The organism is Streptomyces sp. R35, from assembly GCF_041053035.1.
Taxonomy (GTDB): Bacteria; Actinomycetota; Actinomycetes; order Streptomycetales; family Streptomycetaceae; genus Streptomyces; species Streptomyces lutosisoli.
Map to the genome: position 1 here is coordinate 8,377,618 of NZ_CP163440.1, position 21,550 is coordinate 8,399,167.

Annotated in this window: 16 protein-coding genes; 14 read left to right on the top strand and 2 right to left on the bottom strand. The window is 68.6% G+C overall.

The window, feature by feature from the left end:
* The first annotated feature begins 286 nt into the window (after nt 1–286).
* From ngcE to AB5J50_RS37760, 10 genes are all read left to right on the top strand, one after another.
* Complete coding sequence (gene ngcE, locus AB5J50_RS37715) at nt 287–1,735, top strand: N-acetylglucosamine/diacetylchitobiose ABC transporter substrate-binding protein (protein WP_369263107.1); 1,449 nt, start codon at nt 287–289, stop codon at nt 1,733–1,735.
* Nucleotides 1,736–1,793: 58 nt separating this feature from the next.
* The gene (locus AB5J50_RS37720; protein ID WP_369263108.1) at nt 1,794–2,726 is read left to right on the top strand and encodes a carbohydrate ABC transporter permease; all 933 of its coding nucleotides are present in this window, start codon (nt 1,794–1,796) and stop codon (nt 2,724–2,726) included.
* A gap of 17 nt (nt 2,727–2,743) precedes the next feature.
* On the top strand, nt 2,744–3,682 hold the full coding sequence (locus AB5J50_RS37725; protein ID WP_369263110.1) for a carbohydrate ABC transporter permease: 939 nt from the start codon (nt 2,744–2,746) through the stop codon (nt 3,680–3,682).
* Between the two features lie 263 nt (nt 3,683–3,945).
* On the top strand, nt 3,946–5,145 hold the full coding sequence (locus AB5J50_RS37730) for an ROK family protein (RefSeq protein WP_369263112.1): 1,200 nt from the start codon (nt 3,946–3,948) through the stop codon (nt 5,143–5,145).
* 135 nt (nt 5,146–5,280) lie between these two features.
* Nucleotides 5,281–6,360, top strand: a complete 1,080-nt coding sequence (locus AB5J50_RS37735) for a sugar ABC transporter substrate-binding protein (RefSeq protein ID WP_369263113.1) — start codon at nt 5,281–5,283, stop codon at nt 6,358–6,360.
* 254 nt (nt 6,361–6,614) lie between these two features.
* The gene (locus AB5J50_RS37740) at nt 6,615–7,406 is read left to right on the top strand and encodes an ATP-binding cassette domain-containing protein (RefSeq protein WP_327435245.1); all 792 of its coding nucleotides are present in this window, start codon (nt 6,615–6,617) and stop codon (nt 7,404–7,406) included.
* Nucleotides 7,403–8,725: a sugar ABC transporter permease gene (locus tag AB5J50_RS37745; protein WP_369263115.1), complete on the top strand. Its 1,323-nt coding sequence runs from the start codon at nt 7,403–7,405 to the stop codon at nt 8,723–8,725. Before AB5J50_RS37740 ends, AB5J50_RS37745 begins: the two co-directional genes overlap by 4 nt.
* 332 nt (nt 8,726–9,057) lie before the next feature.
* A complete protein-coding gene (dxs, locus tag AB5J50_RS37750; RefSeq protein WP_327432485.1) occupies nt 9,058–10,986 on the top strand; it encodes a 1-deoxy-D-xylulose-5-phosphate synthase in 1,929 nt (642 codons plus the stop codon).
* Between the two features lie 146 nt (nt 10,987–11,132).
* Nucleotides 11,133–12,656, top strand: a complete 1,524-nt coding sequence (locus AB5J50_RS37755; RefSeq protein WP_369263117.1) for an amino acid permease — start codon at nt 11,133–11,135, stop codon at nt 12,654–12,656.
* Between the two features lie 73 nt (nt 12,657–12,729).
* A complete protein-coding gene (locus tag AB5J50_RS37760) occupies nt 12,730–14,193 on the top strand; it encodes an ArnT family glycosyltransferase (protein WP_369263119.1) in 1,464 nt (487 codons plus the stop codon).
* A 21-nt stretch (nt 14,194–14,214) separates the two neighbouring features.
* On the opposite strand, the gene AB5J50_RS37765 is transcribed toward AB5J50_RS37760, so the two are convergent.
* Nucleotides 14,215–14,637: an NTP pyrophosphohydrolase gene (locus AB5J50_RS37765; RefSeq protein ID WP_369263121.1), complete on the bottom strand. Its 423-nt coding sequence runs from the start codon at nt 14,635–14,637 to the stop codon at nt 14,215–14,217.
* Nucleotides 14,638–14,641: 4 nt separating this feature from the next.
* Nucleotides 14,642–15,574, bottom strand: a complete 933-nt coding sequence (locus tag AB5J50_RS37770; protein WP_369263122.1) for a hypothetical protein — start codon at nt 15,572–15,574, stop codon at nt 14,642–14,644.
* A gap of 65 nt (nt 15,575–15,639) precedes the next feature.
* On the opposite strand from AB5J50_RS37770, the gene AB5J50_RS37775 reads away from it, so the two are divergent.
* The 4 genes from AB5J50_RS37775 to AB5J50_RS37790 all read left to right on the top strand — a co-directional run bounded on the left by AB5J50_RS37775 (nt 15,640) and on the right by AB5J50_RS37790 (nt 21,514).
* A complete protein-coding gene (locus AB5J50_RS37775) occupies nt 15,640–16,854 on the top strand; it encodes a CapA family protein (RefSeq protein WP_369263123.1) in 1,215 nt (404 codons plus the stop codon).
* 284 nt (nt 16,855–17,138) lie between these two features.
* Nucleotides 17,139–19,397 (top strand): HAMP domain-containing protein, encoded by a 2,259-nt coding sequence (locus AB5J50_RS37780; RefSeq protein WP_369263124.1) that lies wholly within the window; start codon nt 17,139–17,141, stop codon nt 19,395–19,397.
* A 6-nt stretch (nt 19,398–19,403) separates the two neighbouring features.
* Nucleotides 19,404–21,035, top strand: coding sequence for a poly-gamma-glutamate synthase PgsB (gene pgsB, locus AB5J50_RS37785; protein ID WP_369263126.1), 1,632 nt, complete (start codon nt 19,404–19,406; stop codon nt 21,033–21,035).
* Nucleotides 21,032–21,514, top strand: a complete 483-nt coding sequence (locus AB5J50_RS37790) for a poly-gamma-glutamate biosynthesis protein PgsC/CapC (protein WP_225830536.1) — start codon at nt 21,032–21,034, stop codon at nt 21,512–21,514. Before pgsB ends, AB5J50_RS37790 begins: the two co-directional genes overlap by 4 nt.
* Nucleotides 21,515–21,550: the final 36 nt, after the last annotated feature.

The following is a 21,550-nucleotide window of genomic DNA, read 5'->3' on the forward strand; positions in this document are numbered from 1 at the left end:
ATTTCCGGGAGGTCTCAACTCGGAAAAGACCCACCGGCAAACCTGCATTCGATCTTGCTCCGCTGGCGGGAAGTGGACTATACCTGTCGGCGTCTGCTCAGTCGTTCGACGGCCGTGGACAGGCAGGACCCAGGGGGGAAATCGGGAGGCGACGGACCGTGTCACATACACCTACCGTCGCGTCGGCCCACTGAATCCCCCACGTACAACCCCAGCTTGACCTAATCGCGGTGCCGGGGAGGATCCGGTTCACCGCCTGAGTCCTGGAGAAGGCGAGGACTTGAGCATGGGATCCACTTCCGCCGAGAACAGCAACACCGAGGGTGTCGGCCGCCGCGATCTGATCAAGCGGTCAGCGGCGCTCGGTCTGATCTCCGTTCCCACGATGAGCTTCCTGTCCGCGTGTGCGAGCGGCGGAGGCGACGACAGCAACTCCGGCGACAAGGGCACCGGCAAGACCAGCAAGACCAACCCCTTCGGCCTGAAGAAGGGCGGCAAGCTCGAAGTCGTCGTCTTCAAGGGCGGTTACGGCGACGACTACGCCAAGGCGTGGGAGGCCGCCTTCGACAAGAAGTGGGGCACCACCACCGCCCACACCGGCACCCAGGAGATCACCGGCAAGCTCCAGCCGCGCTTCAACGGCGGCACCCCGCCGGACGTGGTCGACGACTCCGGCGCCCAGCAGATCAAGCTGGACGTGCTCTACAAGAGCGGCCAGCTCCTCGACCTGGCCTCGGTCCTCGACGCGCCGTCCATCGACGACCCGAGCAAGAAGGTCCGCGACACCCTGATCGCCGGCACGCTCGACCCGGGCCTCCAGGGCGGCAAGGTCGTGGCCCTCAACTACATCTACACGGTGTGGGGTCTGTGGTACTCCGGCAAGCTCTTCAAGGAGAAGGGCTGGGAGGTTCCCAAGACCTGGGACGACTTCCTCGCCATCTGCAAGGACGCCAAGTCGCAGGGCATCGGCGGCCTCGCCCACCAGGGCAAGTACCCGTACTACATCAACGTCGCCATCATGGACCTGATCGCCAAGAAGGGCGGTCTGGACGCCATGAAGGCGATCGACAACCTCGACCCCAAGGCGTTCGTCGGCAGCGACGCGGCCGCGGCGGCCATCGAGGCGATCTACGAGGTCGTCGAGAAGGGCTACCTGCTGCCGGGCACCAACGGCCTGACGCACACGGAGTCCCAGACCCGCTGGAACCAGTACAAGGCCGCCTTCATCACCTGCGGTTCCTGGCTGGAGAACGAGCAGCTCAAGCAGACCCCGGCCGACTTCGACATGAAGTTCATGCCGATGCCGAACCTGCCCGACAGCAAGCTGCCGTTCGAGGCGATCCGGGCCGGCTCCGGCGAGCCCTTCATCATCCCGGCGAAGGCCGCGAACCTGCCCCAGGCCAAGGAGTTCGTGCGCTCGATGCTCTCCAAGGAGTGGTCGACGCTCTTCGCGCAGAAGGCCAACTCGCTCACCATCCTCAAGGACGGCGTCAGCGACGGCGTCACGCTGCGTCCCGGTACGCAGTCGACCGTTGAGGCCTCGAAGGCGGCGGGCGACAATACCTTCAACTACCTGTACCCCAACTGGTACAGCGAGATGGGTACGTCTCTGGAGAACGCGTCCAACGAGCTGATGGCCAAGCGAATTCAGCCGAAGGAATGGCTGAAGCGGGCCCAGGCGGCCGTCGACAAGGCGGCCAAGGACCCGGCGTCCAAGAAGAACCACCGCGACTGATCTCGAAACCCGGAACACCAGGGTTCACGCACACCCGGCACACCAGGGGCAGGATGCCATGCGAAAAGGGCAGTACCGGTTCGTCGCGGGGTTTCTCCTCGCACCTTTGGCGCTGTATCTGATCTTCGTGATCTGGCCATACATACAGACCATCGGCTACTCCTTCACCGACTGGAAGGGCCAGTCGCAGACGTTCAGTTTCGTCGGCCTGGACAATTACACGGCGTTGTTCCAGGACGACGTATTCCTCGGAGCGATCTGGCACAACATCCTGTTCCTGGTGTTCATCCCGGTGATCACCATCCTGCTCGCCCTGTTCTTCGCCTTCATGGTGAACGCGGGCGGGCGGGGCGGCGCCGGCGGCGTGTCGGGCGTCACGGGCGCCGGCTTCTACAAGATCGTCTACTTCTTTCCGCAGGTCCTGTCGCTGGCGATCGTCGCGGTGCTCTTCGGGGCGCTCTACCGCAGCGACGGCGGCGGTCTGCTCAACGGCGTCCTGATCAAACTGGGCCTCGTCGACGCGAACAATCCCATCGAGTGGATGAACGAGCCCAAGCTGGTGCTCTGGTGCCTGATGGCGGTGGTCGTCTGGCACGGCGTCGGCTTCTATCTGGTGCTGTTCTCCGCCGCCATGCAGTCCATCCCGAAGGACATCTACGAGGCCGCGCTGCTCGACGGCGCGAACCGCACCCACACCTTCTTCCGGGTCACCCTGCCGCTGCTGTGGGAAACGGTGCAGACCGCCTGGGTCTATCTCGGCATCATCGCGATGGACATGTTCGTCCTCGTCTCCACGATGACCCAGGGAACGGGTTACGGCGGCGGCCCCGACCACCACAGCGATGTCATGGCGAACGTCATGATGCGCAACTTCCTCTACTTCGGAAAGAGCGGTTACGCCTGCGCCATGGGCGTCGTCATGCTCCTCCTCACCCTGGTCCTGTCCGTGGTCACGCTGCGCGCCACCCGCCGCGAGCGCATCGAGTTCTGAGCGGAAGACAGACGACTATGAGCGCACCCATCACCGAGCCGACGAAGGTCGACGGCAACGGCGTACCTCCCCAGCGGACGGTCAAGAAGGCTCCACCGCGTCCCGGCGACCGGCGCAGCGAGGGCCTGACCCTCAACGTCTTCTCGCACGGTTTCCTCGTCCTGTGGGCCGTGCTGATCATCCTGCCGCTGCTCTGGCTGGTCCTGAGCTCCTTCAAAACTGACGCGCAGATCGGCGGCTCGGCCCTCGGCTGGCCCTCGAACTGGCAGCTGGACGTGTTCAGCAGGGCGTGGAACAAGGGCATCGGCGACTACTTCGCCAACACCCTCATCGTGCTGGTGTTCTCGGTCCCGCTGACCATGCTCCTCGGCTCGATGGCGGCCTACGTGCTGGCCCGCTACGAGTTCCCGGGCAACCGGCTCGTCTACTACTTCTTCGTCGGCGGGGCCATGTTCCCCGTCTTCCTCGCCCTCGTCCCGCTGTTCTTCATGGTCAAGCGTCTCGACATGTTGAACACGTACCAGGGTCTGATCCTGGTGTACGTCGCCTACTCGATGCCGTTCACCGTGTTCTTCATGCACGCCTTCTTCCGCACACTGCCCACGGCGGTCTTCGAGGCGGCCGTGCTCGACGGGGCCTCGCACAGCCGGGCGTTCTTCCAGGTCATGCTGCCGATGGCCAAGCCCGGCCTGCTGAGCGTCGGGATCTTCAACGTGCTGGGTCAGTGGAACCAGTACATCCTGCCGTCGGTGCTGATGCAGCCCCAGAACAGTTCGGATCCGGAACGCTACGTGCTCACCCAGGGCCTCATCCAGCTCCAGCAACAGCAGGGGTACGCCACCGACCTCCCCGTCCTCTTCGCGGGCGTGACCATCGCGATGATCCCCATGCTCGTCGTGTACCTCTCCTTCCAGCGCCAGGTCCAGGCGGGCCTCACCTCGGCGACCCTCAAGTAGCACTCGGCGACCGTCCAGTAGCACCCCGACACCGCTGTCACGTACGCCACCTCCGCCCCGGGGGTGGCGTACGTGTGTCCGCATGGTGACAGAAATGGAACATGACTCGGTGGTCCCGATTTCCGTCAAGGACTTGACTGCGGTAACCCGTTCAGCGGAGCTTGGAGTTCACAACTTGTAAGTGGGCCGGGCTCAGATGCCGTGACCCGGATCACACGGACGGCATCGGGGCCGTCCGGCTGAGGGCAGGAGTGGATGAGTCGATGGAGACTCCGGGGTCGCAGTCGTCGCTGCACCGAGCCAATCTGGAGCGCGTCGTACGTGCGGTGCGCCTTGCGGGTTCGCTCACGCAAGCGGAGATCGCGAGGACGACAGGCCTGTCCGCCGCGACCGTGTCCAATATCGTCCGAGAGCTCAAGGACGTCGGAACGGTCGAGGTCACACCCACTTCGGCGGGCGGTCGCAGGGCCCGCAGCGTCAGTCTGAGCGGGGACGCCGGCATCGTCATCGGGGTCGACTTCGGGCACACCCATCTGCGGGTGGCGGTCGGGAATCTCGCCCACCAGGTGCTGGCCGAGGAGTCCGAGCCACTGGATGTGGACGCCTCCGCGGCGCAGGGCTTCGACCGGGCGGAAGAGCTGGTCAGCCGCCTGATCGCGGCAACCGGGGTCGACCGTTCCAAGATCGCCGGGGTGGGTCTCGGCGTGCCGGGCCCGATCGACGTCGAGTCGGGGACCCTCGGCTCCAGCGCGATCCTGCCGGGCTGGACCGGGGCGAGACCCGCCGAGGAACTGGGGCGGCGGCTCGGTGTGCCCGTACACGTGGACAACGACGCCAACCTGGGCGCGCTCGGCGAGATGGTCTGGGGCAGCGGGCGCGGAGTCAGAGACCTGGCCTACATCAAGGTCGCCAGCGGTGTCGGCTCGGGCCTGGTGATCAACGGCAAGATCTACCGCGGCCCGGGTGGCACAGCGGGGGAAATCGGCCACATCACACTTGATGAATCCGGCCCCGTCTGCCGCTGCGGCAACCGGGGCTGCCTGGAGACTTTCGCGGCGGCGCGCTACGTCCTGCCGCTCCTCCAGTCCAGCCACGGCAGCGATTTGACCATGGAAGGCGTCGTCCGGCTGGCGCGGGACGGTGACCCGGGCTGCCGTCGCGTGATCGCCGATGTCGGCCGTCATATCGGCAGTGGTGTCGCAAATCTCTGCAACTTGCTGAACCCGAGCCGGGTGGTTCTCGGCGGCGATCTCGCCGAGGCGGGAGAGCTGGTTCTGGGGCCGATAAGGGAGTCTGTCGGCCGCTATGCCATCCCCAGTGCGGCACGTCAACTGACCGTTCTCCCAGGGGCACTTGGGGGTCGTGCGGAGGTGCTCGGAGCGCTCGCTCTCGCGCTCAGCGAGATGGGCGATGCGTCCCTTTTGGACGGCACGCTGACAGCAGCTGCCCCCGCGTTCACTTAGAGAACGCATGAGGCCGTTGCCATCTCGTTAAGTATTTACTTCTTGACGTCTTACCTGCGGCCGAGTTGACTTCGAGCCACCTCGGCCGCAGCGTTGCGGCCCTGTCAGGGAGGCACACCCCCAATGAACGCAACGATGCGTAGAGTCGTGATCGGTACCGCCGCGGTTTCGATGGCCCTTTCCGTGGCCGCCTGTGGCAAGGCCGGTGACAAGAGCTCTGACAGCAGCAGCTCGGACAGCAAGACCATCGGTCTTCTGCTTCCCGACAGCGTCACCACGCGCTACGAGAAGTTCGACCACCCGCTGTTCGACGCCAAGGTCAAGGAGCTGTGCTCCGACTGCAAGGTCGAGTACGCGAACGCCGCCGGTGACGCGGCCAAGCAGGCCCAGCAGGTCAGCAGCATGATCACCAAGGGCGTCAAGGTCCTCGTGATCAGCGCTCAGGACTCCGCGGCCATCAAGTCCTCCATCCAGACCGCCGTCGACAAGGGCATCAAGGTCGTCGCGTACGACCGTCTCGCCCAGGGCCCGGTCTCCGCGTACGTCTCCTTCGACAACGTGAAGGTCGGCGAGCTCCAGGGTCAGGCGCTGCTCGACTCGCTCGGCTCCAAGGCCACCACGAAGTCCAAGGTCGTCATGATCAACGGTGACGACGCCGACCCGAACGCCGGTCAGTTCAAGAAGGGCGCCCACAACGTCCTCGACGGCAAGGTCGACATCGCCTACGAGCAGTCCGGCCTCTGGAAGGACACGGTCGCCGCGCAGAAGATGTCCGCGGCCATCACCCAGCTCGGTGCCAAGAAGATCGCGGGCGTCTACTCCGCCAACGACGGCATGGCCGGTGGCATCGCCAACACCCTCAAGGGCGCCGGCATCGCCGGTATCCCGCTGACGGGTCAGGACGCGGAGCTCGCGGGCATCCAGCGCATCGTCGCTGGCACCCAGTCCAGCACCGTCTACAAGGCCTTCAAGCCGGAGGCGGACGCCGCTGCCCAGCTCGCGGTCAACCTGCTCAACGGCAAGAGCAACAAGGACCTGGCCACCGAGACGCTGACCAGCGGCTCCGGCGACAAGGTGCCCTCGCAGCTGCTGACCCCGGTGTCGGTCACCAAGGCCAACATCAAGGACACGGTCATCGCCGACAAGCTCTACACCGTCGCCGACATCTGCACCTCCGAGTACGCCAAGGCCTGCAAGGCCGCCGGCCTGCAGTAATCACTCGACACCGTCCTGCCGGAGATCGACTTCTCCAGCAGGCAGTCGAGTAAGGACCGCTCGGCGGTCCCGCGAAAAACCTGTCCGACGCCTGCCCCACCTACATACCCCGCTGCGGGGTGGGCGTCGGACGGAACCGTTGCCAAGTGCAGCGGATTCGCGCATGTTCATCTTGTAAACCTTGTGCTTCTCGCACATCCCTCCGCGCCTGTCCCCCCATGCGCGGCATCCCCGCCGGTCAGGCGGCGAAGGAGATGGTTCACGTGTCCGCTACGCCCGTGCTGGCGTTGCGCGGAGTCTCCAAGCGATTCGGTGCGGTCCAGGCACTCACCGACGTCGAGCTGGAGGTCCAAGCCGGAGAAGTGGTCGCCCTGGTGGGCGACAACGGCGCAGGAAAGTCCACCCTGGTCAAGACGATCGCGGGTGTCCACCCCATCGATGAGGGCGTCATCGAGTGGGAGGGCAAGCCGGTCAGCATCAACAAGCCGCACGACGCCCAGGGACTCGGCGTCGCGACGGTCTACCAGGACCTCGCTCTGTGCGACAACCTCGATGTGGTCGGCAACCTCTACCTCGGCCGGGAGCTGCTGCGCCGCGGCGTCATCGACGAGGTGACGATGGAGCAGAAGGCCCGCGAGCTGCTGAGCACTCTGTCGATCCGCATCCCGAGTGTCCGCATCCCGATCGCGAGTCTGTCCGGTGGTCAGCGCCAGGTCGTCGCCATCGCGCGCGCCCTGATCGGCGACCCCAAGGTCGTCATCCTCGACGAGCCCACCGCCGCCCTCGGCGTCGAGCAGACCGCGCAGGTCCTCGACCTGGTCGAGCGGCTGCGTGAGCGCAACCTCGGCGTCATCCTCATCAGCCACAACATGGCCGACGTCAAGGCGGTCGCGGACACCGTCGCCGTCCTGCGGCTGGGCAAGAACAACGGCTCCTTCCCTGTGAAGAACACCAGCCACGAAGAGATCATCGCCGCCATCACGGGAGCCACGGACAACGCCGTGACCCGTCGTGCGGGGCGTCGCAGCACGGAGGCGGCAAAGTGAGCGACACGTCCAAGGTCACGAAGGCCGACCCCGAGCTGAAGCAGCAGGACACGGTGGCTCCCGCCGACGACCCCACGGCCGCTCCGGTGTCCGTCGTCGACCCGCGCCTGCTGGTCCGCGAAGAGGGCTTCAAGGGCTACATCACCGAGTTCAAGCGCAAGATCAAGGGCGGCGAGCTCGGTTCGCTGCCGGTCTTCGTCGGGCTGATCGTCATCTGGACGATCTTCCAGCTGAAGAACGACCTCTTCCTCAGCGCCGACAACCTGTCGAGCATCAGCTACTTCCTCTCGGCCACCGGCATGCTCGCCATCGGCCTGGTGTTCGTGCTCCTGCTCGGCGAGATCGACCTCTCCGTCGGCTCCGTCAGCGGCCTGGCGTCCACGGTGTTCGCCGTCATGGCGGTCAACCACGGCATGAACCCGTGGCTGGCCCTGATCCTGACGATCGTGACCGGCGTCGGCATCGGCGCGCTGCAGGGCTGGTTCTTCGCCAGGATCGGCGTGCCGGCGTTCGTGGTGACCCTGGCCGGCTTCCTCGGCTGGAACGGTCTGATGCTGTGGCTCCTCGGCGACAGCGGCACCATCAACATCCCGGCCGAGTCCGGCCCGGTGCACCTGCTCGGCCAGAGCTCCTTCTTCATGGACCAGGCCGTCATCGGCGCCTACCTGCTGGCCGGCCTCGCCGTCCTCTCCATGCTCGTGGGCTCGTTCGGTGAGCAGCGCCGCCGCCGTGCCGCCGGTGTGCCCTTCCGGCCCACCAGCGAGATCCTGATCCGGGTCGGCGCGCTCGCCGTGGCGTCCTTCGCCGCCGCGGCCGTGCTGAACAACGCCTCCGGTGTGTCCAACGCCCTGGTGATCTTCCTCGCCGCCCTGGTGATCGTCGACTTCGTGCTGCGTCGCACCACGTACGGCCGGAAGATCTTCGCGGTCGGCGGTGGCATCGAGGCCGCCCGCCGTGCCGGTATCAGCGTGCCCATGGTCCGTATCACCGTGTTCGCCATCTCCGGTGGCTTCGCGGCGGTCGGCGGTATGTTCTTCGCCGGTCAGACCGCGAGCGCGACGCTGAACGCCGGTGGCGGCAACACGCTGATGCTGGCCATCGCGGCCGCGGTCATCGGTGGTACCAGCCTCTTCGGTGGACGGGGCAGTGTCTGGTCGGCCCTGCTGGGCATGCTGGTCATCCAGTCCATCCAGACCGGTCTTGACCTGCTGAACATGAACACGTCGATCCAGTACATGATCACCGGTGCGGTGCTGCTGGGTGCCGTGGTCATCGACTCGGTGTCGCGCAAGTCGCAGAAGGCTGCCGGGCGCGCATAACGCAGGGTGCCTGGTAGCGCGGAGCGCCGTGGGGGTGCGGTGGGTTTGCGGCTGACCGTCCGTCGTGGCTGGTCGCGCCCGCGCGGCGGAGCCGCAAATGTCACAGCCCCGCGCCCCTAAAAGCAGGCCCGCTTCAGGCCGGCCCCTTCTTGAACCTGTGCCCGGTACCAATGGCGGTGCCGGGCACAGTCATGTCCGGGGGTGGGGGGAACGGGTGTTCCCACTCGTACGACCGTTCGTGTGGCGTAGATCGCCAGGGGCGGGCCACGTGCGTAAAGGCGGAACATTAGACTCGACTAGCCCGGCAACAGCTCTACTGCAAGGAGGCACGGGTGCCGCTGCTGACCCGCATCAGGGGACCGCGTGATCTGGACCGGCTCAGCCTGGAGCAGTTGGACCAGCTGGCCGGCGAGATCAGGACCTTTCTCGTCGACGCAGTCTCCAAGACCGGCGGCCACCTCGGCCCCAACCTCGGTGTCGTGGAGCTCACCATCGCCCTGCACCGGGTCTTCGAGTCGCCCAAGGACAGGGTGCTGTGGGACACGGGCCACCAGTCCTACGTCCACAAGCTGCTCACCGGCCGCCAGGACTTCTCGAAGCTCAAGATGAAGGGCGGCCTCTCCGGCTACCCCGCGCAGGCCGAGTCCGAGCACGACGTCATCGAGAACTCGCACGCCTCCACGGTCCTCGGCTGGGCCGACGGCCTGGCGAAGGCGAACGAGGTGCTCGGCAGGAACGACCACGTCGTCGCCGTCATCGGTGACGGCGCCCTCACCGGCGGCATGGCCTGGGAGGCGCTCAACAACATCGCCGACGCCAAGGACCGCCCCCTGGTGATCGTCGTCAACGACAACGAGCGGTCGTACGCGCCGACCATCGGCGGCCTCGCGAACCACCTGGCGACCCTGCGCACCACGGACGGCTACGAGCGCTTCCTGGCTCGCGGCAAGGACCTCCTGGAGCGCACCCCGGTCGTCGGCAAGCCCCTCTACGAGACGCTGCACGGCGCCAAGAAGGGCCTCAAGGACTTCATCGCCCCGCAGGGCATGTTCGAGGACCTGGGCCTGAAGTACGTCGGCCCGATCGACGGCCACGACATCGAGGCCCTGGAGTCGGCGCTCGCCCGCGCCAAGCGCTTCGGCGGCCCGGTCATCGTGCACTGCCTCACCGAGAAGGGCCGCGGCTACCAGCCCGCCCTCCAGGACGAGGCGGACCGCTTCCACGGCATCGGCCCCATCCACCCCGACACGGGCCTGCCCATCAAGGCCTCGGGCGCCGACTGGACCTCCGTCTTCGGCGACGAGATGGTCGAACTCGGCAAGGAACGCAAGGACATCGTGGCGATCACCGCGGCGATGCTGCAGCCGGTCGGCCTGAAGAAGTTCGCGGACGCCTTCCCGAACCGCATCTACGACGTCGGCATCGCCGAGCAGCACGCCGCGGTGTCGGCGGCGGGCCTGGCCACCGGCGGACTGCACCCCGTGTTCGCCGTCTACGCGACCTTCCTCAACCGCGCCTTCGACCAGGTCCTGATGGATGTGGCCCTGCACAAGTGCGGCGTCACCTTCGTGCTGGACCGGGCGGGCGTCACCGGCACCGACGGCGCCTCGCACAACGGCATGTGGGACATGTCGATCCTCCAGGTCGTCCCGGGCCTCAGGCTCGCCGCGCCGCGCGACGCCGACCAGGTCCGCGCCCAGTTGCGCGAGGCCGTCGAGGTGACCGACGCACCGACCGTGGTCCGCTTCTCCAAGGGCGCGGTCGGCCCGGCCGTGCCCGCCGTGGGCCGGATCGGCGGCATGGACGTGCTGCGCGCGCCCGGCACCGACGCCCCCGACGTCCTGCTCGTCTCCATCGGTGCGCTCGCGCCCATGTGCCTGCAGATCGCCGACCTCCTCGACAAGCAGGGCATCACCACGACCGTGGTCGACCCGCGCTGGGTCAAGCCCGTCGACGAGGCCATGGCCCCGCTCGCCGAGCAGCACCGCGTGGTCGTCACCGTCGAGGACAACTCCCGCGTCGGCGGCGTCGGTTCGACGATCGCGCAGGCCCTGCGCGACGCGGGCGTCGACGTCCCGCTGCGCGACTTCGGCATCCCGCCGCGCTTCCTCGACCATGCCTCCCGCGCCGAGGTCATGACGGAGATCGGCCTGACCGCACCGGACATCGCCCGCCAGGTCACCGGCCTTGTCTCCAAGCTCGACGGCCGCTTCACGGCCCCCGCGCAGGCCGTGGACTCGGTGGAGCCCGCGCGCGACTGACGTACCCCGCAGGTCCAATGGGCCGGTTTCACCACCCCCTACGGGTGGAGAAACCGGCCCATTCGCGTGAACCCGCTCATGTCGGGGCGTAGGGAGTGCCCGCCCTCCCGATCATGTCGAGGACGACAAGCGTGGGAGGTACGCCCGTGAGTAGCACCCTCTTCAGGACGAAGAAGGTCGAACAGTCGATCTTGGACACTGAGGAGCCGGAGCACGCACTCAAGAAGTCGCTGTCCGCTCTGGATCTCACCGTCTTCGGCGTCGGTGTCATCATCGGCACCGGCATCTTCGTCCTCACCGGCAAGGTCGCCAAGGAGAACGCGGGGCCCGCGGTCTCCCTCGCGTTCGTCGTGGCGGCCGTTGTCTGCGCTCTGGCGGCGCTCTGCTACGCGGAGTTCGCGTCCACGGTCCCGGTGGCGGGATCGGCGTACACCTTCTCGTACGCCTCGCTCGGCGAGCTGCCCGCCTGGATCATCGGCTGGGACCTGGTCCTGGAGTTCGCGCTCGGCACGGCGGTGGTCGCCGTCGGCTGGTCGGGGTATGTGCGCTCGCTGATGGACAACGCGGGCTGGCACATGCCGGTGGCGCTCAGCGGCCGGGAGGGCGCCTCGGGCTTCGGCTTCGACATCCTCGCCTCGGCCCTGGTGCTGGTGCTCACCGGCATCCTCGTGCTCGGCATGAAGCTGTCCGCGCGGGTCACCGAGGTCGTCGTCGCCATCAAGGTGACTGTCGTCCTCATTGTGATCATCGCGGGCGCCTTCTTCATCAACTCCGCCAACTACAAGCCGTTCATCCCGAAGGTCCAGACGGTGGAGGCGGGCGGCAGTCTCAAGGCGCCGCTCATCCAGCTGATGTTCGGCTGGGCGCCCTCCAACTTCGGTGTGATGGGCATCTTCACCGCCGCTTCCGTGGTCTTCTTCGCCTTCATCGGCTTCGACGTCGTGGCCACCGCCGCCGAGGAGACCAAGAACCCGCAGCGGGACATGCCGCGCGGCATCCTCGGCTCGCTGCTCGTCTGCACCGTGCTGTACGTCGCCGTGGCCATCGTGGTGACCGGTATGCAGCACTACACCCAGCTGTCCGTGGACGCCCCGCTCGCCGATGCCTTCAAGGCCATCGGGCACCCCTGGTACGCGGGCGTGATCAGCTTCGGCGCCGCCGTCGGCCTGACCACCGTCTGCATGATCCTGCTTCTCGGCCAGACCCGGGTGTTCTTCGCGATGAGCCGTGACGGACTGCTGCCGCGCTTCTTCTCCCACGTCCACCCCCGCTTCAGGACCCCCCACCGGCCGACGATCCTGCTCGGTGTGATCATCGCGATCCTGGCAGGCTTCACCAGCCTCAGCGAACTCGCCGAACTGGTGAACATCGGCACGCTCTTCGCCTTCGTCGTCGTCGCCCTGGGCGTGATCATCCTCCGCCGCACCCGCCCCGACCTGCACCGCGCATTCCGTACGCCGTGGGTGCCGTTCCTCCCGATCGTGTCCGTCCTCGCCACCCTGTGGCTGATGCTGAACCTGCCCTCCGAGACCTGGCTCCGGTTCGTCATCTGGATGGTGATCGGCATCGCCGTCTACTTCCTGTACGGGCGCTCGCACAGCCGTCTCGGCCGGCGCCAGGAGACGACGGCGGACGACGTACTGAAGGGACAGAGTCACGAAGCCGAGTAATCGGCCCAGTTGATGATCCGGCCCCGTATGTCCCGCTTCGGTGGAGACTGCGGGGCCGGATAGCGTGCACCGTATGCTCGCCGAGCTCCTGGAAACACCACGCCCCGTAGTCAAGTCGCCGGTATCGGACCATGGCTATTGGAGACGGGTCCTGCCCGTGCTGACGGTGCTCGCCTGCGTCACCCGCGCCCCCTCCTTCATACGGCCGCTGTGGAACCCGGACGAGGGCTATCTCGCCGTACAGGCGCGGATGCTGGCGCACGGGGGAGAGCTGTACGAGACGGTCGTCGACCGCAAGCCGCCGCTCGTGCCGTGGCTGTACGAGGCGGCGTTCGCGGTGTGTGGCTCCGGCTCGCTCACTTCGGTGCGGGTTCTCGCGGTGCTGGCCCAGCTGTCGACCGCCGTGCTTCTGGCGTCCCTGGCCCGGCGCCGCTGGGGCGGGGCGGCCGGGTGCACGGCGGGCGTGCTGTATCTGCTGGCCTCCATCGGGCTCAACCCCGAGGATGCGCAGGCCGCGACGTTCGAGGTCTTCATGCTCCCGTGCACGGCCGCGGCGATGTGGTGCGCGGACCGGCGCCGCTGGGGTGCGGCCGGACTCGCCGTCGCCTGCGCGTTCCTGGCCAAACAGACGGGCGGGGCGGTGCTGGTACCGGTGGTGTGGATGCTCTGGCAGTCCGAGGCGCCGCCCCGAAACGCCCTGCTACGGCTGGGAGTCGGGGCCGTCCTCCCGGTGCTCTGCGCGGCGCTGCTCACCGACCCCGAGGGGTTCCTCTTCTGGACGGTCACCGGTTCGGGTGCGTACGCCTCCTTCACGGGTTCGGAACTCCACGTCCTCTCACGCGGGTTGACCAACACGGGGATCCTGGCAGTGGCCTGCGCGGGGCTGATTCCGCCGGTCGTACGGGTGCTGCGCGTCGCCCGTACGGGGGCGGCGGAGCTCTGGCTGTGGCTGGCCTCGTCGGCGTGGGCGGTGATGCTGGGCTTCCACTTCTTCGGCCACTACTACCTGCAACTCATCCCGCCGGTGGCCCTGTTGGCGACGGCGGCGCTGCAGATCCTCCCGCGCGAACGGTTGGTGACCGCGCTGCTCACTTCGGGCGGCTGCTGTGTGCTGTTCCTCTCCTGGGGGCTGCTCGCGCCGCGTCCCGAACTCGCGCACGCGCAGCGGCTGGCGGAGACGGTGGCGCAGCGCACCGAGCCGGATGACCGGGTCCTGGTGTGGGGCATACACCCGGAGACGTACTGGCTCGCCGACCGCGCGCCCGCGAGCCGGTACCTGACCGCCGGGCTGCTCACGAACTACAGCGGCGGGCGCGACGGCCCGCAGGTCGGCGAAAAGTACGCCGTCGCGGGCGCCTGGACGGTGTTCCGGCAGGAGATGAGCGCGCACACCCCTGCCCTGGTCGTGGACGACTCCCGCGGCAAGCCGTACGCCCCCGACCGCGTCCCGAGCCTGCGCCGCCTGTTGGCGGCGCGCTACGAAGAGGTAGGGAGGGTCGACGGGGCGCTGCTGTACGCCCGGGTGGCGGGGGAGTGAGCGCCGCGCGGGCCGCTCCGGTCACTCCCGTACGGCGCGCGGCCCGGTGACCTGGGCGCCCAGCTCCGTCACCCGGCGCCGCAGCTCGCGGTCGGCCGTCACGACCAGGCAGGGGCGGTCGCCGGCCGCCGCCGTGAGTTCCACGATGAGGTCGTCGCCGCTCCCGGGTGCCTCTTCCACGCGTACCCCGGGCACGGAGGCCACGCCCCGGGCCGCGCCCTCGACCACCAGGATCAGCTCCAACGGCCCGGCCAGGCCGCCCGCTCCGGACCGCGCGAACGGTACCAGCCGGTCCCGCAGGCGTTCGGCGGCGGCGCGGCGGTCGCGCCACCAGCCGTCGGGCACGGACCCGACGACGTTCGCGCCGTCCACGACTAGCAGCGGCAGGGAAGTGGCCGGGTCCGTGCCGCCCAGGGTGTCTCGGTCGTCAGCGTCGTCCGCCATGCCCTCAGGTTGTCACAGGGGCGGACGCCCAGCGGCGGGTGATCTCGCTGACGGCGGTGGCCGCGCGCTCGGCGGGCGGCCCGTCGACGCGCACCTCGGGGGCGAACTCGACGTGCAGGAACGGCACGTGTGCGGCGTCGGCGGCCCGGCCCTCCGTGTTCTCCTGGCCCTCCAGCGGGCAGCTCCGCACCCAGGCCCGGCACACACGGAAGCCATGTGTGCGCAGGGCGTCGGCCAGACCGCGGCCGTCCGTGCGGCCCGCCGATCCGGCACCGGTGGAGGCGACCACGTCGTAGCCGGGGGCGGAGGAGGCGGCCATGCCGTGCAGCTGGACCCCGGGCATCCCGCGGCGGACCAGCTCGGCGCAGATGGCGTAGAAGACGGTGTCCCGGCGGTGCGCCATGTCGGCGGAGTTCCCGCGTCCGGCTTTGCGATGTGCTCCTGCGATCACCAGAACACCGCCGGGGGAGTCGCGCAGGACCCGTACGCCCAGCTGCTCGGTGCCGTGGTCGGCGACCGGGTGCGGGACCTGGACCGACCAGCGCGGACGGTGGTCCAGGTCTATGTAGACCCGGCCCCAGCCGCGCGGCGTCACGGCGTCGTCGGTGCGGTCGGCCACTTCGGCGTAGCGGTGTTCGGAGACCCGGTCGCGGATGGTGCGCACCGTGAAGTCCCGTTGGGAAAGCAACCGTTCCGCTTGGTCACGGTGGCCGTCGAGGAGCAGGGCGACGGCCTCGGCGATGGCCGTACGGTCCGCTCGGCCGGGCTGCCGGTAGCCTTGGTCCGGGCCGAAACGGCTGGTGTAGTCCGCCACCTCGCGCGCCAGGTCGACCTGCCGGGCACCCGGATCGGAACGGGGGCCTGGAGCGGCCTCAGCCCCGTCGCGGTTGGCGCGGAGCACAGCGGTCAGCCCGCCGGCGAGACCAGCGATGACCAACAGAATTGTTGCGATCGTTATGATGCGTGAGCGAGTGGCTCTCATGGTTGTACCAAGATATCCCGGTGAATAGATGCCGTAGCCGCACCCTGCTGACCCTGCTGATCCCGCTCTTTCTCGTAGCCGTCACCGGCTGCGGCGTCCTCTCGGACGGCGGGGGCGAACAGGGCGGCGGACGTTCCTTCACCGTCGCGGCGGCCGGGGACATCCTTATGCATCCGGAGCTGGTCGACCAGGCCCGCAAGGACGCCAAGCGCACCGGCAAGGGCGTGGACGGGCTGGACTTCGGGCCGATGATGGCCAGCATCAAGCCGCTGATCAGCAAGGCCGACCTGGCGATCTGCCACGAGGAGCCAGTGATGGGCTCCGCGAAGGGCCCGTTCGAGGGCTTTCCGGACTTCGCGGTGCCGCCGCAGACCGCGAAGACGATCAAGGACCTCGGCTACGACACCTGCTCCACCGCCTCCAATCACACGCTCGACCACGGGTACACCGGCGTGAAGCGCACCCTGGACGCGCTGGACGCCGCCGGCGTGAAGCACACGGGCTCCTTCCGCACCCAGAAGGAGGCGCTCACCCCGCTGATCATGGACGTCAAGGGCGTCAAGGTCGCGCAGATATCGTTCGCCTACGGGTTCAACGAGCCGCACACGATGCCGAAGGGCAAGCCGTGGGTCGCCAACCAGCAGAGCCTCCGCCGGATCAAGGCCGCCGAGCAGCGGGCCCGCAAGGCCGGCGCCGAGGTGGTGATCCTGTCCCTGCACTGGGGGCACGAGCATGAGCCGGCCCCCACGGCGGCGCAGCTCTCCTTCGCCCGCCAGCTCGCCCACCACACCGGCATCAATCTCGTCATCGGCCACCACGCGCACGTCGTGCAGCCGATGGAGAAGGTCGACGGCCTCTGGGTCGCCTACGGCATGGGCAACCAGATCGCCCGGCACGAGCAGCCGACGGGGCTGACCGAGGAGGGCGTGATCGGATGGTTCACGTTCACCGAGCACGGCAAGGGGCACTGGGAGGTCCAGCCCCGCTTCGAGCCGACGATGCTGCAGATCCCGCCGGACGCCGTGAATGCCACGGACGGCGGCAAGGCCATGTACACCGACGACGACGCCCGGGACTACCGCCTGTTGGACGTGCCGGCCGCGCTCCGGGACGACCATGACCTCACGGACCGTCAGAAGGCCCGGCTGCGGCTCGCGTTCGAGCGCACCGAGGGCACCCTGTACAACCGCGGCGCGGCCAAGGACGGTCTGAAGCCGCTGACTCCGCTGCCCTGAGGTAGACCTGCGCTGTCAGATTGACCTGCACGTTTGCCCGGTCCTGACCACATAAACGCGGATGTTGCGCAGATCACATGGGTAAGTGCGCAACTTCACGCGGCTTTTACCTGTCTGAGTGCTGCGGGTGCACCTGTGAAACACAGGTGTGCCCGCAGCGCACGCGTAACCGCACAAACCGTCCCTGCTTCCCGTGCGGACCGACCACTCGCACACCCTGAGAGGACCGTCCCTTGGCGTCACCGCCCCCGTCGCGGCAGCACCGAGCCCGTCGACGAGCCGACATGTCGCTGGTCGGAGGCATCCGCCCGCCGATCGCGGTCCTGTCGGTGCTCCTGCTGTCGCTCGCCGGCATCACGGCACTCGTGCTGGGGCGCGTCGACAACGCCGGTGTGCCGAAGGCGGTGCTGACCTCCCAGCAGCACTTCTCGGAGGACGGCGCCATCGCGCTGCGCGCCTCCATCGACGAGTCCGTCTCCGACCTCACCCGGTCCGCCGCGCTGTTCAGCGCCGGCCAGCCGGTCTCCGGCGATGCCGTCCTCGACAAGCTCGGCAGCACCTACCAGAAGTGGACGGGCACCGCCGTCGTCGAGATCCGCACCGGCAAGCTGGTCGCGGCCCGCGGCGAGACCGTGCCGCTGACCTCGGTGAACACCTCCGCCCTCGGCGACGAGGGCGGATTCGCGCCGCGCATGGTCCGGCTGAAGAACGGCGAGACGCGCCTGCTGTCCTTCGCGCTGCTGTCCTGGCCGGGCAAACCGCAGCTGCTGCTGGTGGCCTCCAACAACCTGACGTTCCCCGGCATCAGCCTCGGCCAGTTCCGGTCCATCGCAGTGGTCGACCGCGACGGCTCGATCCTCAGTAGCGACGGCATCCCCGAGCCCGAGCAGGTGCGCACCAGCGTCGACCGCAAGGACATCAAGGACTCCCGCAAGCAGCTGAAGGCCTTCGCCAAGCTCGCTGCCCGCAAGGCCCAGCAGGATCCGCGCAGCAGTAAGCAGCCCGGCATGGGCGGCTACCAGGGCGTCAGCGGCAGCCTGGTCGGCGGGCACGTGCTGAGCGAACGGTCCGTCGCCGGATACGCCACGCTGGCCGCGCCCGCACCCGGGGAGACGACCACTGCCTCCGGGCTGGGGCTGTCCGTGGTGGCCATGGTCAAGGTCGGCGAGGACCCCACCCGCACCCACTCCCTGGTGCTGGGCCTGCTGGCGGGCGGCGCGCTGCTCGTCGTCGGCGCCATCGCCGTGGCGGTGCTGCTGGGCACCGTGCAGCGCCCGCTGCTCCGGCTGTTCCTGGAGTCCCGCCGGCTCACCCGCGGCGACCTGACCCGGCCCGTCACCGTCCCCGGCTACGGCGAGGCGCGCCGCGTCGGCCACGCCCTGGAACAGCTGCGCCGCCAGCTGCTCGGCGACAGCGCCGACGCCACCGGCCCGGCGCCGCGCCCGCGCGGACTGCGCCGGGTGGGCACCCGGGCGCTGCTGACCGTCTGCGCGGTGCTGCTGCTGGCCTGGTCGGCCCCGCTGATGCTGCTGATCAACCGCGCCGACAGCACGGCCGTCGTCCCGCAGCAGCTCGTCAGCGACCAGCGCGAACGCACCGACACGCTCAGCGACCGGGTGCGCCGCGCGCTCAACGAGGGCAGCGCCGACCTGGAGTCGGTGGGCTCCCTCATCGGCAACCGCACCGAACCCGAGGCCATGGAGAAGGTGCTGGAACGCACCCTCGACGAGAACCGGCGCTACCGCTCCCTCTACGTCGTCGACTCCTCCGGCGAGATCCTGGCCCGCAAGGGCAAGGACCCCAAGATGATCCGCTCCCACCGGGTCTCCGACACCCCGATCCGGCTGCTGGGCCGCGGCGGCAAGGAGCCCGTCGTCGTCGCCAACGCCGAGATCCCCGGCCGGGACGGCGCGCAGCTGGTCGGCGAGTTCCGCGTCGAGTTCCTCAACGCCCTGCTGACCCGGCCGGGTCTGGGCGTGGTCCGCCTCGTCGACGACCGCAGCAAGGTCATCGCCGGCAACACCGGCTTCCTCGCCTTCCAGGGACTGCCCGACGACCACCTCAAGGACCTGGTCGCGGCCAGCGCCCAGCGGCTCGGCAAGAAGGCCCGCGCGAACGGCGTGCTCTACCGCGAGAACGGCGTGCGGATCGCCGCCGCCGCCCCGTTCGCCGGCAGCGGCCCCGCCGAGTCGCTCGGCTGGAGCGTGGTCAGCTGGCAGCCCGCCAACCGGCTCGCCATCCCCGAGTACGACAGCCAGAACCGCACCGTGCTTGCCGGACTGCTCGGCGCCGCCGCGGCCGTCGCCTGCCTGGGTTGGCTGCACATCGTGGTGGCCCGGCCGCTGCGCTCGCTGGCCGGCCGCGCCGAGGCACTGGCCGGCGGCGACCGCAAGACCGTGCTGTTCCCGCAACACCACGACGAGGTCGGCGCGGTCACCCGCTCCCTGGAACTCATCCGGCAGCAGCTGGAGGACCAGCGCCGGCAGCAGCCCCGTCGCACCCCGCCCCAGGCGTCCGCGCCGCAGCATTACACAAGGAATTGATCACCCGTGCTCTTCCTCTACACAGTGCTGCTGGTGTGCTGCGCGATGATGCTCGTCGCGGGCATAGTGGAGCAGCGGCGGCACTTCACCAACCTGGACCAGATACCCACCCGGGTCCTGATCAACGGCATCCGCGGCAAGTCGTCCATCACCCGGCTGTGCGCGGGCGCCCTGCGCGGCGGCGACCTGGTCACCGTCGCCAAGACCACCGGCACCGCGGCCCGGTTCATCCACCCGGACGCCACCGAGGAGCCGGTCTACCGCAAGTTCGGCATCGCCAACGTGGTCGAGCAGATCGGCATCGTGCGGCGCGCCGCCGCGTACCAGCCGGACGCGCTCGTCATCGAGTGCATGGCCGTCATGCCGGCCCTGCAGGAGATCAACCAGTCCAAGCTGATCCGCTCCACGATCGGCGTGCTGTGCAACGTCCGCGAAGACCACCTCGCCGAGATGGGCCCCACCCTGGACGACGTGGCGCGCTCGCTCTGCCGCTCGATGCCTGAGGACGGCATCTGCATCACGGCGGAGAAGGACCGCTTCCACATCCTCCAGGAGGAGGCCGACGCCCGGAACTGCCAGCTCATCTACGCCGACCCGGACACGGTCAGCGACGAGGAGCTGCGTGGCTTCAGCTGGTTCACCTTCAAGGAGAACGTGGCCATCGCGCTGACCGTCGCCGAACTCCTCGGCGTCGACCGGGAGACGGCCCTGCAGGGCATGTACGAGGCCCCGCCGGACCCCGGTGTCCTCGCCGTCGAGCGCTATCTGACGCCAGAGGGGAAGAAGGTGCGCTTCGCCAACGTCTTCGCGGCCAACGACCCCGAGTCGACGCTGATGAACGTCAACCAGCTGCTCGACCTCGGCGCCATCCACCGTCCGCTCAACGTGGTCATCAACTGCCGCCCCGACCGCGTCGAACGCAACGGGCAGATGGGCGAGATCATCCCCGACCTGGACCCCGAGCGCGTCTTCGTCATCGGCCACCCGGCCAAGTCCGCCATCGACGCCATCCCCGCCGAGTTCCGCTCGCGCGCCGTCGACCTCGGCGGGGACAAGCGCGACCCGGAGGAGTTCATGGCCAAGCTGCTGGAGCAGCTCGGCCCGGACACCTCGCTGGTCGCCATCGGCAACATCCACGGCCAGGGCGAGATCCTGCTGGAGCACCTCGCCGAACTCCCGCCGGACGACAGCGCCGACGAGCCCGTGGCCGCGGTCCCGGGAGGCCGCGCCGGGGCGGCGCCCGCCGTGGTCGAGCACGTCGAGACCGTGCAGCTGTACGCGCCGCGCATCGACCCCTACCAGGGCTACTCGGAGGCGTACGAGTCGCGCTACGCGCAGCAGCCGTACGTCCCGCAGCTCCCCGTGCAGCGCGACGCCGTACACCCGTACCCGTACCAGGAGCAGGAGCAGGAGCAGGAGCGGGTGAGCCAGGCAGGGTACGGCCAGCCGTATCCGGACGACGTCTGGACGCAGCAGTACCACGGTGACCAGCCCGCCCCCGCCGCACCGCAGGCACACCCCGACAACGGCCCCTCACTCGGACAGGGCCCGCCCCGCGGGCTGTTCGAGCCCCGTATTCCTCCCCAGCCTTCCGCCGATGACAGCCAGCAGTGGCACAGCCCAGGAGAACAGCGTTGATCCCCTCCGTCCTCACTCCCGAGATCGCCGCGATCGGCATCGGCCTGGGGTTGATGTTCTCGCTGATGTGCTACCTGACGACCAACCTGTCGCCGGGCGGCATGATCACGCCGGGCTGGCTCGCGCTCACCCTCATCGAGGACCTGCAGCGGGCCGCGCTGGTGGTCGGCGTGACCGTTCTGACGTACCTCGCCACGCTGCTCATGCAGAAGTTCGTCATCCTGTACGGCAAGCGGCTGTTCGCGGCCGTGGTGCTCAGCGGCGTGCTCATCCAGGCCACCGTGATCATCGTGCTGCAGATGGAGTTCCCGCTGCTGTACGCCAACCAGACGCTCGGGTTCATCGTCCCGGGCTTGATCGGATACCAGCTGGTCCGCCAGCCCAAGGGCGCGACCCTGCTGTCCGTCGGATCGGTCACCCTCGCCACCTATGTGGTGCTGACCGCCGGCATCCTGCTGGGCGCCCTGCCCTCCGCCTGAGCCCGCCTGTTCCCGACGCAACCCCTGGAGCCCTCA